The organism is Bariatricus sp. HCP28S3_A7, from assembly GCF_052066375.1.
Classification (GTDB): domain Bacteria; phylum Bacillota; class Clostridia; order Lachnospirales; family Lachnospiraceae; genus Allocoprococcus.
In genome coordinates, this window is the sequence record NZ_JBQHSG010000014.1 from 15,643 (window position 1) to 28,590 (window position 12,948).

A 12,948-nucleotide genomic window follows, 5' to 3' on the forward strand; every position below is an offset into this window, starting at 1 on the left:
GGATGCCGAAATGACAGAAAATAAAAACGAAGTAACATCTCAGCAGATGACATTCGATGCAATTAAAATTGGTCTGGCATCTCCGGAGAAGATTCTGGAATGGTCACACGGTGAAGTGACAAAACCGGAAACCATCAACTACAGAACTTTAAAACCGGAAAAGGATGGTCTGTACTGTGAGAGAATTTTCGGACCGAGCAAAGACTGGGAATGTCACTGTGGAAAATATAAAAAAATCCGCTACAAAGGTGTTGTCTGTGACCGCTGTGGGGTTGAGGTAACCAAGTCAAGTGTGCGTCGTGAACGTATGGGGCACATTGCACTTGCTGCCCCGGTTTCCCATATCTGGTATTTCAAGGGGATTCCGAGCCGGATGGGACTGATCCTGGATCTGTCCCCGAGAACACTGGAGAAGGTTCTGTATTTTGCTTCTTATATCGTGCTGGATAAAGGAGAGACAGATCTTCAGTACAAGCAGGTTCTTTCTGAAGCTGAGTATCAGGAAGCGAGAGAAACATGGGGCAATAAGTTCCGTGTCGGTATGGGTGCGGAATCTATTAAAGAATTACTGGAAGCAATCGATTTGGACAAAGAATATGCAGAACTTCAGTCAGGACTGGAAGGTGCAACCGGACAGAAGCGTGCAAGAATTGTAAAACGTCTCGAAGTGGTTGAGGCATTTCGTGAATCCGGTAACAGACCGGAGTGGATGGTAATGACTGTAATCCCGGTTATTCCGCCGGATCTGCGTCCGATGGTTCAGCTTGACGGAGGTCGTTTTGCAACATCAGATCTGAATGACCTGTACCGCAGAATTATCAACAGAAATAACCGTCTTAAGAGACTCCTTGAACTGGGAGCTCCGGACATTATTGTAAGAAACGAAAAGAGAATGCTTCAGGAAGCAGTCGATGCTCTGATCGACAACGGACGCCGCGGACGTCCGGTAACCGGACCTGGTAACCGTGCGCTGAAGTCTCTTTCCGATATGCTGAAAGGTAAATCAGGACGTTTCCGTCAGAACCTTCTGGGAAAACGTGTTGACTATTCAGGACGTTCCGTTATCGTAGTAGGACCGGAACTTAAGATTTACCAGTGTGGTCTTCCGAAAGAAATGGCAATTGAGCTCTTCAAACCATTTGTAATGAAAGAACTGGTTGCAAACGGAACCGCACATAATATTAAAAATGCGAAAAAGATGGTAGAACGCCTTCAGACAGAGGTGTGGGATGTACTGGAAGATGTAATCAAGGAACACCCGGTTATGCTGAACCGTGCCCCCACGCTGCACAGACTTGGTATTCAGGCGTTTGAACCGATTCTTGTAGAAGGTAAAGCAATCAAGCTTCATCCGCTTGTTTGTACAGCATTTAATGCCGATTTCGACGGAGACCAGATGGCTGTCCATCTGCCGCTGTCCGTAGAAGCTCAGGCAGAGTGCCGTTTCCTCCTTCTTTCTCCGAATAACCTGCTGAAACCGTCTGATGGTGGTCCGGTGGCCGTTCCTTCACAGGATATGGTCCTTGGTATTTATTATCTGACGCAGGAAAGACCGGGAGCATTAGGAGAAGGAAAAGCATTTAAGAGCATTAACGAAGCGATTCTTGCATATGAGAATGGAGTAGTTACACTTCATTCCAAAATTAAAGTTCGTGTTACCAAGACTCTTCCGGATGGAACTGAGAAAACAGGAACAGTTGAATCAACATTGGGAAGATTTATTTTCAATGAGATTATTCCGCAGGATCTGGGCTTTGTTGATCGTGAAGTAGAGGGAAATGAACTGCTTCTTGAAGTGGATTTCCATGTCGGCAAAAAACAGCTCAAAAAGATCCTTGAAAAAGTTATTAATACACACGGAGCTTCAAAGACTGCTGAAGTGCTTGACAGTGTAAAAGCAATCGGTTACAAATTCTCTACAAGAGCAGCGATGACTGTATCCATTTCCGATATGACGGTGCCGCCGCAGAAACCGGAATTGATTCAGAGAGCACAGGATACAGTAGATAAGATTACAAAGAACTTCAAACGTGGTCTTATTACAGAAGAAGAACGTTATAAAGAAGTTGTTGAGACATGGAAAGCAACGGATGATGAACTTACAGAGGCACTGCTTTCCGGACTGGATAAATATAATAATATCTTCATGATGGCCGATTCCGGAGCCCGTGGATCAGATAAGCAGATTAAGCAGCTTGCAGGTATGCGCGGACTTATGGCTGATACAACCGGTCGTACGATCGAGTTGCCGATTAAGTCAAACTTCCGTGAAGGTCTGGACGTATTGGAGTACTTCATGTCTGCGCATGGAGCGCGTAAAGGTCTGTCAGATACCGCTCTTCGTACAGCGGACTCTGGATATTTGACCAGACGTCTTGTTGATGTTTCACAGGAACTGATTATCCGTGAAGTGGACTGCGTAGAAAAAGGTGCAGAGATTCCAGGTATGTATGTGCATGCATTCATGGATGGAAATGAAGAGATTGAAAGTCTTCAGGAACGTATTACAGGACGTTATTCCTGCTATACGATTTGTGATAAAGATGGAAATGTGCTTGTAAAAGCAAATCATATGATCACTCCAAAACGTGCAGAGAAGATTATGAAATACGGTGTGGATGAAAATGGAAATTCTCCACTTAAAAAGGTGAAGATCCGTACGATTCTGACCTGTAAATCACATATCGGAATCTGCGCAAAATGTTATGGAGCCAACATGGCAACCGGAGAACCGGTACAGGTTGGTGAGGCTGTCGGTATCATTGCGGCTCAGTCAATCGGAGAGCCAGGTACCCAGCTTACCATGCGTACCTTCCATACCGGTGGTGTGGCCGGTGATGATATCACGCAGGGTCTTCCTCGTGTCGAAGAGCTTTTTGAGGCAAGAAAACCGAAAGGACTTGCGATCATTACAGAATTTGGTGGTGTTGCAACAATCAACGATACAAAGAAGAAACGTGAGATTATTGTGACGAATCAGGAGACGGGTGAGTCGAAAGCTTATTTGATTCCGTATGGTTCACGAATTAAGATTATGGATGGTGCTGTTCTTGAAGCCGGTGACGAGCTGACAGAAGGTAGTATCAATCCGCATGATCTGCTGAAGATTAAAGGACTTCGTGCAGCACAGGATTATATGCTCCAGGAAGTACAGAGAGTATATCGTCTGCAGGGTGTAGAAATCAATGATAAGCATATCGAGGTTATCGTGCGTCAGATGCTTAAGAAGATTCGAGTAGAAGAAAAGGGCGATACAGAGTTCCTCCCGGGTACGATGGTCGACGTACTTGAATTCAACGACGTGAATGAAAAGCTGGAGGCAGAGGGCAAAGAACCGGCAACCGGTGAACAGATCATGCTTGGTATTACTAAGGCATCGCTTGCTACCGAGTCCTTCTTGTCTGCTGCGTCCTTCCAGGAGACAACGAAAGTTCTGACGGAAGCTGCTATTAAGGGTAAGGTGGATCATTTGATCGGCCTTAAGGAAAATGTTCTTATCGGTAAGCTTATTCCGGCAGGAACCGGTATGAAGAAATATCGGGATGTTCGCTTGAACACAGAACTGGCGATGGAAGATGAAATTGTTCTCGATGATTTTGATGATGCGGAAGAAGGCGAAATGGTTGAAGCACCAGAACTAAATGCAGAAAATGATGCTGCTAATGTCGAAGAAACTGCGGATACAGAGACCGAATTTGCTGAAATAACAGAAGAATAGGCTCATTATTTCATGTAAAATTGACAGGGGATAGTATGTGAAAATACTATGCCCTGTTATTATTTTCGGGTTTATGAATTTATTATACATTCTTATAGATTTCATTTTAATATTGCAAATTTGAAAAAAATTAGCTATTATTAACGACATATTCAAAATTACTTTGCAAAAATGAGGTGGGAAGATGTTGGATATACGCCATCTTGGGGAGAGAATCAGAGAAAACAGGAAGAAAAAGATGATGACAATTAAAAGCCTTTCGGAGTATACCGGATTGTCAGTAGGGTATCTGAGCATGCTGGAACAGAATAAGACGACTCCTACAATCGATAACCTTGCCAGGATTTGTGAATCGCTGGAAATCAGTATCGTTGACATTCTTGAGTCTGAATGTGAGGCGAAAACAATCATTCGCAAGGAAGAACTCACAGAGGCAAGTTATCCGGATGAGAACTTAGTTGTTAATATAGCAGATTTCAGACGTTCCAACTATGTTTATGAATATATTACGATACAGCCAGGGGAACCGCCTAAAAAAAAGGAATATCGTCACAATCGTGACGAAATGTGCACGGTGATATCCGGATGTCTGAACTTGATTATCGAAGGAAGAGAATACACATTGCATGAGCGGGATTCGGCATATATCAAAGAGGGAGAACGTCATTGTATATACAACACCGGTGAAAAAGAGTCGGTCAGTCTTTGGGTATACCATAGAAAATAGTTGAGTTTAAGTGGATTAAAGTAAAAAAGGATATTGTGAAAAAAATAGCAAAATTCATATTTCCCTTGACACAAGGTGAAATAAAGGATATAATAGAAAAATCATATTGATGAAGAAAAAATCATCTTCGTGAAAATAATAAATGAGAATCTGCAATACTAGAAACAGATGGTTGGCTTCCGGTTTCACGTAACCTTCTGCTTAGTCAAGCGTGAAAGAAAGGGTTTTCAATACAATTTCATAAGCGGACGTCATAGCGTGAAACTATGACTTGGGAAGACAAGGACGTCATGATGAAAATCATGACGCTTTTTTATTATCAAAATAGACTGCGTTCTAGTATACGGTATAGAAATTGGGGGATTGCAATGAGTAAGATTGAACAACTGAGAGAGTACATGGAGAAGGAAGGTTTGGATGGTTTTTATGTGGCGAAGCCGGCTAACGTGAGAGCGGTCAGTGCATATACAGGAGAGGATTCTTTTCTTTTTATTACGAAAAGTAAACAGTACTTTCTTACAGATCCGCGGTATACTGAACAGGCATCATATGAATGCCCGGAGTATGAAATCAGGAATTGGCGAAGCACAAGGAGCCGCAGTATAGGGGAAGCAGTTGCGTTATGTGCTGAAGAAGAAAAAGTTGAAAGAATAGGATTTGAACAGGATTATCTCACATTTGGAGCATGGAAATCCATGCAGGATGCCATGAAAGTTGAGCTGGTTCCCACTCTTAACGTAATAGAAGAACTTCGTGCGGTGAAGACGCCTGAAGAGATTAAGAACCTGACAGTGGCATGTGATATTGCATCCAGAGCATTTGAAAAAATCTTGAAAGACGTGCGTGTGGGTGTAACTGAGAAAGAACTTGCATCAAAGCTTGCCCATTACATGGTAATGGAAGGAGCTGATACCAAGCCTTACGGAGGAATTCTTATATCAGGAGCGAGAACATCGCTTCTCCATGGAATTCCGAGTAATAAGGCAATCGAATATGGCGACTTTGTATTGATGGATTATGGATGCCAGTACAAAGGATATTTGTCAGATATGACAAGAACCGTTGTTGTAGGGAAAGCGGATGAAAAACAAAAAGAAGTATACAATCTCTGCAGACGGATGACAGAAGAAACAGAAGCTTCTGTCAAAGCGGGAGTGACGGGCACATCCTGTTATGAAGCGTCACTCAAAGCAATTGAAGGGACCGAATATTTCCAGTATCACTATACGGGAATCGGTCATGGAGTAGGGCTGTTCGTACATGAGCTTCCGAATATTGGAGCAAATTGTGGGAATATTCTTCCGGAGAACAGCGTGATGACGGTAGAACCAGGACTTTATATTCCAGGCTGGGGCGGTGTCCGGATCGAAGATCAGGGTATTGTCACAAAAGACGGATATGAAAACCTGATAAGTGCTACACATGAGCTAATAGAACTTTAAATGAAGGAGGAAAAGTTATGAAAAAGAGATTATTAGCAGCATTACTTTCTGCAGCTATGGTAGTTACCATGTTTGCAGGCTGCGGTACACCTGGATCAAAGAAATCCGATGACAGCAGTGAAACAGAAGGTACAGGTAAGAAAAGAGTTACATATACTCTGCGTGAAGACATTCCGTCAGCAGATCCGCAGAATAGTAACTCCATTTCTTCCGCATCAGCAAATATCCATATGCTGGCTTGCCTTACAAGAAATGTAGAAGGAGAAGTGAGAGGAGACGCAGCAGAAAGCTGGGAAGTTTCTGATGACGGACTTGTTTACACCTTCCATCTTCGCGATGGCCTGAAATGGAGTGACGGTGTGGATGTAACTGCAGATGATTATGTTTACGGTATGCAGAGACTGATGGATCCGGCAGAAGCTTGTGACTATGCATTTATCGGTTACATCCTGAAAAACGGTACAGCTGTAAATAATGGTGAAGTTTCTGTTGAAGAACTGGGTGTTAAGGCACTTGATGACAAGACTGTAGAAATTACTCTGGAACATCCGGCGGTATATTTCGAATCAATGGCATCTATGTGTGCACTTGGACCAGCAAGAAGAGACCTTGTAGAAAAATATGGAAAAGAATATGCAGCAGATCCTGAAAAAGCAGCATATAATGGACCGTTCACGATGACTGAGTGGAAACATGGTGATCAGCTTGTTATGACAAAGAATCCGGATTATTGGGATGCCGACAGTGTAAAACTTGACGAAATCTGCATCAAGACAGTCGCTGATGCTAAGACAGCAGTTGCTATGTGGGAGAATGGCGAAGTTGATATTACAATTGTTCCTACAGAAATGACAGAACAGTATGCAGATGATTCAGAATTCTACTTCACAGGTGCGGATGATTACATCATGCTGAACCAGAGTGAAGGCAAGCTTCTTGCAAATAAGAACTTAAGATTTGCTCTTAACTATGCAATCAATCGTTCTGAATACAATACGCTTGTTAATAATGATGTTTACGAACCGGCACAGAGACTTGTTCTTCCGAACGTAACAGCAGCGGATTCTACATATGGTGAGAGATATCCATATGAACCATTCCCGCTTGAAAATGATGATGCAAAAGCAAAAGAATATCTTGCAGCAGCTATGTCTGAACTGGGCGTAAACAATGCAGCAGATATCAAGCTTGAACTTCTTACAACTGATACAGAAGGTGCTAAAAAGCAGGCAGAAGTTCTTCAGGAACAGTTCCAGAAGAACCTTGGAATCACAGTAGAAATCAAACAGGTTACTTACAAACAGAGACTTGAAATGGAACAGACTAAAGAATATGATATGGTAGTTACGGGATGGGTACCGGATTACTCAGATGCTTATTCTTACTTGGAACTCTGGATCAGCGATGGACAGTACAACCATTCAGGATATAACAATCCTAGATATGATGAACTGCTGGAAGCTTCTCAGTTTGAGACAGACGCTGCAAAGAGACAGGATATGTTGTTCGAAGCAGAGCAGATCTTCCTCGGAGAAGATTCAGCACTTGTTCCGCTGCAGCTCCGTCGTGAACAGTATCTTGTAAATCCGAAGCTTGAAAACTTCAATGTTTACTTTGTAGGATATGACTTCAACCTGGTATATGCAGATCTTGCAGAATAAAATATTATATAATATTTTAGTCAGAGAGGACAGTTTGTCCTCTCTGACTAAGTAATAAAACTTGTTGGGAGGGAAAAAGTATAGTTTCCCTTCCTCTTTAACGGTTTTGATTATCCGGAGGGGCATGTGGTGTGGGATAATCAAAACCGTTAAGGAAACGGGCTGAAGAAAGGAGAAGCACAAATGGCAAAATATATTGCAAAGCGAGTTTTACTTGCAATCGTCACATTGTTTGTTCTGACAAGTGTAGTGTTTGTTCTTGTACGTTTGATGCCGGGTGATCCATTTTCCAGTGATAAAATGACACCGGAAATCCGCGCGAATCTGGAAGCGTATTATGGTATGGACAAACCGTTGCCGGTTCAATACATAACTTATATGAAGAATGTACTTCACGGAGATTTGGGATATTCCATGAAGTATGAAGGAAGAACTGTTAATCAGATTATTGCGGAATCTTTCCCGTATTCTGCAGACCTTGGTATCCGTTCCCTTTGCTTTGCATTGTTCTTCGGACTGATCCTTGGAATAATTGCAGCGCTGAATCGTGGGAAAAAGCTTGATTTTTTCTGTATTTTGATTGCGATTATCGGTACATCTATGCCGGACTTTATTATGGGATCTGTATTGCAGTATTTCTTCGGAATCAAATGGAAGATTCTTCCGGTTGCGCAGTATACAAGCTTTAAACACACGATTCTTCCATCGATTGCTGTTGGATTCTATACACTGGCTTCTGTATCTCGTTTAATGCGTTCGAGTATGCTGGAAGTTGTTACGTCTGATTACACAAAGACAGCTAAGGCAAAAGGGCTTTCTGATTTACGAATTACGATAAAACATCAGATCAGAAATGCGATTACTCCGATTATTACGATTATGGGACCGACAGTTGCCTCTGTACTTACCGGTACTTTCGTAATCGAAGCCTTATTTGCAATTCCTGGAATGGGAAAACATTATGTAGACAGTATCAATATGAATGACTATACACTTGTGCTTGGAATGACGATCTTCTATGGAGCATTCTTGATTATCGCTATTTTAGTAGTAGATATTCTGTATGGTATCGTTGATCCGAGAATTCGTCTCAGCGGTAAAAAAAGGTAGGTGACAGGAAATGGCAGAGATAACAAGAGATAAATTTAAAGTAGTAGGTAAAAATATTCAGAGCATGGAGTCCATTTCACGTCCGAATATCGGTTACTGGCAGGATGCGTGGAGACGAATTCGCAAAAATAAGGTTGCATTCTTTTCCTTGTGTTTGATCGGATTTTATGTACTTATGGCAATCTTTGCTCCGATGCTGAGCAGATATGATTTTTCAACACAAAGTGTTGCCGAGATGAATCAGAGCTTTTCTGCAAATCACTGGTTTGGTACAGACTCTCTTGGACGAGACCTCTGGGTTCGTGCCTGGAAAGGTGCAAGGGTATCCCTTACAATTGGGTTTGCAGCAAGTATTATTAATGCTTGTACAGGTTCACTCCTTGGAGGTATTTCCGGCTTCTATGGAGGAAAAGTGGATATGATCATCCAGCGAATCGTAGATGTACTTTATGGTATTCCGAGCATGATCGTTACGATTCTGCTGATGGTTGTTATTGGTAATGGAGTCCACTGTCTGATCCTTGCGATGTGCTGCGTAGGATGGATCGGGAGCTGCCGTTTCGTTCGAGGAGAAGTGCTGAAACTTCGTGAATCGGATTTCGTGGCTGCTGCAAGAATTCTTGGTGTGCCTGACATTGTTATAATTGTAAAACATATTCTGCCGAATATCATGGGACTTATCATTACGAACCTTACCATGGCAATTCCGGGAGCAATTTTCCAGGAGGCATTCCTGAGCTATATCGGTCTTGGTATTAAGCCGCCGAACTGTAGCTGGGGTGTTCTGGCGAAAGATGGTATTGCGCAACTGAGAATTCATCCGTATCAGGTAGTTGTTCCGGCATTTTTGATCTGTACAACAATGCTTGCACTTAACCTGTTAGGTGATGGCCTTCGCGATGCGTTCGACCCGAAACTTAGAGGAACTGAGTAAGAAAGGAGTAGGAAGAGATGGAAAATTTATTAGAAGTAAAAAATCTGACATTCTCCTTTCGTACATACGGAGGAGTAGTAAAAGCAGTACGGGATGTAAGCTTTGAAGTGCGTCCGGGAGAAATCCTTGGAATCGTTGGAGAATCAGGATGTGGGAAGAGCGTTACTTCGTCATGTATTATGAGACTGAATCCGGAACCACCGGGATTCTTTGAGGGTGGAGAGATCCTTTACAAAGGGAAAGATATTCTGAAAATGAATAAAAAGGAACTGCGCCAGATTCGCGGTACAGAGATTGGATTTATTTTCCAGGACCCAATGACTTCTTTGAATCCGACGATGAGAATCGGTAAACAGATTGAAGAAGTATTTGTCAATAAGAAAGGCATGAGTGCTGCAGAAAAAAAACAAAAAGCGCTTGAGATTCTGAAACTAGTTGGTATTTCTGATGGGGAGAAGAGATATAGACAGTATCCGCATGAACTTTCAGGTGGTATGAAGCAGCGTGTTATGATCGCAATTGCGCTGGTAGGAAGTCCGAGTATTGTAATTGCAGACGAACCGACCACATCACTGGATGTTACGATTGAAGCACAGATCCTTGAACTGCTTAAGAATCTTCAGAAGACATTGGGAACCTCTATTATTCTGATAACACATGACCTTGGCGTTATTGCAAAGCTTTGTGATCGTGTTCTTGTTATGTATGGAGGAAAAATTGTAGAGCGAGGTACTGCTGAAGAAATCTTTTATGACACGGCGCATCCGTATACTAAGGGACTTATGCAGTCTATTGCTAGATTGGATACAGCAAAAGGTGAAAAACTGAAACCGATCGAAGGAACTCCGCCAGATCTATTCAGCCCACCGGTAGGATGTCCATTTGCCGCACGTTGCGAATATTGCATGGATATCTGTAATGAGATGCCTCCGGAAACATATGATTTGTCCGGTGAGCACGAGACCTGCTGCTGGCTGCAGCATGAATTTGCACCGGACAGTGATTTGAGAAAAGTTCCGGCTGAGAAAGGAGAGGTGGAATAATGGAAAATAAAGAATTAAAGCAGCCTCTCGTACAGGTGAAAAATTTATGTAAGTATTTCCAGCTTAACAGAAAAGCAACACTGAAAGCAGTAGATGATGTCAGCTTTGATATTTATAAAGGGGAAACGGTCAGTCTTGTTGGAGAGTCCGGGTGTGGAAAATCAACGACAGGTCGCTGTATGATTCGTCTGTATGACCTTACAAGCGGTCAGGTATTGTATGATGGAAAAGATATTTCTAAATTAAATAAAACTGAGCAGAAAGAGTTCTGCAAAAAAGTACAGATGATTTTCCAGAATCCATATTCTTCATTGAATCCGAGAATGACGGTGAAAGAGATTGTTGGAGAAGGGCTGAAGCAGCATGGAATGTCTGCGAAGGAAGTCGATGAAAAAGTTGAACAGCTGTTGAAAACAGTCGGTCTTAATAAAGATCATATGTCTCGTTTTCCGCATGAATTTTCTGGCGGACAAAGACAGCGTATCGGTATTGCGAGAGCACTTTCTGTAGATCCTGAATTCATTATCTGTGACGAACCGATTTCGGCCCTTGATGTATCTATTCAGGCACAGGTGATCAACATGCTAAAAAATCTGCAGGAAACAATGGGACTGACCTATTTGTTTATTGCTCATGATTTGAGTGTTGTAAAATATATTTCGGATCGTGTGGTAGTTATGTATCTGGGGACGATCGTTGAGACAGCCGAGACGGAGGAGCTCTATTCGAACCCGACACATCCTTATACAAAGGCTCTTCTGTCTGCAATTCCGGAAGCAGATCCGAAAAAAGCAAAAGCAAATGAGCGTATTCCGATAAAAGGCGAGATCCCAAGTCCGATCAATCCGAAGAACTGTTGCCGATTTGCTGAAAGATGCCAGTATGCAACAGAACGCTGTTTTAATGAAATGCCACAGTTACATGAAATCAAACCCGGACATAAGGTTGCATGTCATCTTACAGAGAATATGTAAAGAAAATAGAAGGAAGTCTTTCGAATCTGAAAGGCTTCTTTTTATTGCCTTTCAGATATCAAAAAGGTCGGGAGGGACTTTTTGGTCGATTTTGCCTTTGTTGACAGAAATACGGAAAGAGCATATAATTGATTCAATTGAAAAAATATATATCAAATGATGTATAAACAGGAGGAATAAAATGGATACAAATAAACTGAATCGTATTCTTGATTTAATGAAAGAACAAGAAGTACCGCAGATGATTATTTCTGATCCTATGGCAATTTTTTATTTGACAGGGAAGAAGATCGTTCCGGGGGAAAGATTACTCGCATTATATTTAAATATTAACGGCGGGCATAAACTGGTAGTCAATAAGTTGTTTCCACAGGAAAAAGACCTTGGTGTTGAACTTGTATGGTACGATGATATTGAGGATGGAGTAGAAATCTTAAGTAGATTTGTTGAAAAAGGCAAAACAATCGGAGTTGACAAGACATGGCCTGCAAAATTTCTTCTCAGACTGCAGGAATTGGAACCGGAAAGTAAGTTTGTTAATGGCTCTCTCATTGTAGATGCAATCAGAAAGGTGAAGAATGACGATGAAAAACAACTGTTAAGGGAAGCATCACTTGCAAATGATAGAGTAATGGAAGAACTTATTCCATTGACGGCCAAAGGATATACCGAAGTGGAATTAAACAGGATCGTGCGTGGCTTATATGAGAAATCAGGACATTCAGGAGTTTCTTTTGATCCAATAACGGCTTATGGTAAATCCGGAGCTGATCCGCATCATGTAACAGATGGATCAAAGGGTAAAAGAGGAGACAGTGTTGTCCTTGATATCGGCGGTATTTTGAATGATTATTGCTCTGATATGACAAGAACTGTTTTCCTTGGTGAGGTTTCGGACAAAGCGCGTGAGGTTTACGAGATTGTAAAAGAAGCACAGCAGAGAGGAATTGAGGCTGCAAAACCTGGAAATCGCTGGTGTGATGTTGATTTTGCCTGCCGTAATTATATAGAAGAAAAAGGATATGGGGCATATTTTACACATCGTACAGGCCATTCCATTGGACTTGAAGATCACGAATATGGGGATGTCTCAGCAGTCAATGAAGAAATAATCAAACCGGGGCAGTGCTTTTCGATTGAGCCGGGAATCTATCTTATGGAAGAGGGGATCGGTGTTCGAATAGAGGACCTTGTACTGATTACGGAGGACGGATGTGAAGTTCTGAATAAGTTTCCAAAAGATCTGATTGTGGTACCTATGGAATAGTGGATGAGAACACCGGTTCGTATTTCATGAATTTTTAAGATTTGACAGTGACTGAATGGACTGAAAGCGGTT

The 12,948-nt window shown here is 42.1% G+C and carries 9 protein-coding genes; all 9 read left to right on the forward strand.

The features are described 5' to 3' along the window. Window positions 1-10: 10 nt before the first annotated feature. The 9 genes from rpoC to ACTNA4_RS10510 all read left to right on the forward strand — a co-directional run bounded on the left by rpoC (window position 11) and on the right by ACTNA4_RS10510 (window position 12,876). Window positions 11-3,718: a DNA-directed RNA polymerase subunit beta' gene (gene rpoC / locus ACTNA4_RS10470; RefSeq protein ID WP_427806088.1), complete on the forward strand. Its 3,708-nt coding sequence runs from the start codon at window positions 11-13 to the stop codon at window positions 3,716-3,718. A 184-nt stretch (window positions 3,719-3,902) separates the two neighbouring features. Beyond that, window positions 3,903-4,445 carry an XRE family transcriptional regulator gene (locus ACTNA4_RS10475; RefSeq protein WP_441029939.1) on the forward strand — a complete coding sequence of 181 codons (543 nt, stop codon included), beginning with the start codon at window positions 3,903-3,905 and terminating at the stop codon, window positions 4,443-4,445. A gap of 368 nt (window positions 4,446-4,813) precedes the next feature. After that, window positions 4,814-5,887: a M24 family metallopeptidase gene (locus tag ACTNA4_RS10480; protein ID WP_441025109.1), complete on the forward strand. Its 1,074-nt coding sequence runs from the start codon at window positions 4,814-4,816 to the stop codon at window positions 5,885-5,887. Window positions 5,888-5,904: 17 nt separating this feature from the next. Next, complete coding sequence (locus ACTNA4_RS10485; RefSeq protein ID WP_441029941.1) at window positions 5,905-7,548, forward strand: peptide ABC transporter substrate-binding protein; 1,644 nt, start codon at window positions 5,905-5,907, stop codon at window positions 7,546-7,548. A gap of 183 nt (window positions 7,549-7,731) precedes the next feature. Further along, window positions 7,732-8,658 (forward strand): ABC transporter permease, encoded by a 927-nt coding sequence (locus ACTNA4_RS10490; RefSeq protein ID WP_427806084.1) that lies wholly within the window; start codon window positions 7,732-7,734, stop codon window positions 8,656-8,658. A gap of 10 nt (window positions 8,659-8,668) precedes the next feature. After that, the gene (locus tag ACTNA4_RS10495; RefSeq protein ID WP_427806083.1) at window positions 8,669-9,592 is read left to right on the forward strand and encodes an ABC transporter permease; all 924 of its coding nucleotides are present in this window, start codon (window positions 8,669-8,671) and stop codon (window positions 9,590-9,592) included. 17 nt (window positions 9,593-9,609) lie between these two features. Continuing rightward, window positions 9,610-10,635 (forward strand): ABC transporter ATP-binding protein, encoded by a 1,026-nt coding sequence (locus ACTNA4_RS10500; RefSeq protein ID WP_427806082.1) that lies wholly within the window; start codon window positions 9,610-9,612, stop codon window positions 10,633-10,635. Beyond that, window positions 10,635-11,609, forward strand: coding sequence for an ABC transporter ATP-binding protein (locus ACTNA4_RS10505; protein WP_427806081.1), 975 nt, complete (start codon window positions 10,635-10,637; stop codon window positions 11,607-11,609). Before ACTNA4_RS10500 ends, ACTNA4_RS10505 begins: the two co-directional genes overlap by 1 nt. 181 nt (window positions 11,610-11,790) lie before the next feature. After that, on the forward strand, window positions 11,791-12,876 hold the full coding sequence (locus ACTNA4_RS10510; protein WP_427820022.1) for a M24 family metallopeptidase: 1,086 nt from the start codon (window positions 11,791-11,793) through the stop codon (window positions 12,874-12,876). Window positions 12,877-12,948 lie beyond the last annotated feature (72 nt).

Coding starts and splice junctions, on each gene's coding strand:
- ACTNA4_RS10480 (WP_441025109.1), top strand. CDS start 4,814: ATGAGTAAGATTGAACAACTGAGAGAGTACATGGAGAAGGAAGGTTTG.
- ACTNA4_RS10495 (WP_427806083.1), top strand. CDS start 8,669: ATGGCAGAGATAACAAGAGATAAATTTAAAGTAGTAGGTAAAAATATT.
- rpoC (WP_427806088.1), top strand. CDS start 11: ATGACAGAAAATAAAAACGAAGTAACATCTCAGCAGATGACATTCGAT.
- ACTNA4_RS10500 (WP_427806082.1), top strand. CDS start 9,610: ATGGAAAATTTATTAGAAGTAAAAAATCTGACATTCTCCTTTCGTACA.
- ACTNA4_RS10510 (WP_427820022.1), top strand. CDS start 11,791: ATGGATACAAATAAACTGAATCGTATTCTTGATTTAATGAAAGAACAA.
- ACTNA4_RS10490 (WP_427806084.1), top strand. CDS start 7,732: ATGGCAAAATATATTGCAAAGCGAGTTTTACTTGCAATCGTCACATTG.
- ACTNA4_RS10505 (WP_427806081.1), top strand. CDS start 10,635: ATGGAAAATAAAGAATTAAAGCAGCCTCTCGTACAGGTGAAAAATTTA.
- ACTNA4_RS10485 (WP_441029941.1), top strand. CDS start 5,905: ATGAAAAAGAGATTATTAGCAGCATTACTTTCTGCAGCTATGGTAGTT.
- ACTNA4_RS10475 (WP_441029939.1), top strand. CDS start 3,903: ATGTTGGATATACGCCATCTTGGGGAGAGAATCAGAGAAAACAGGAAG.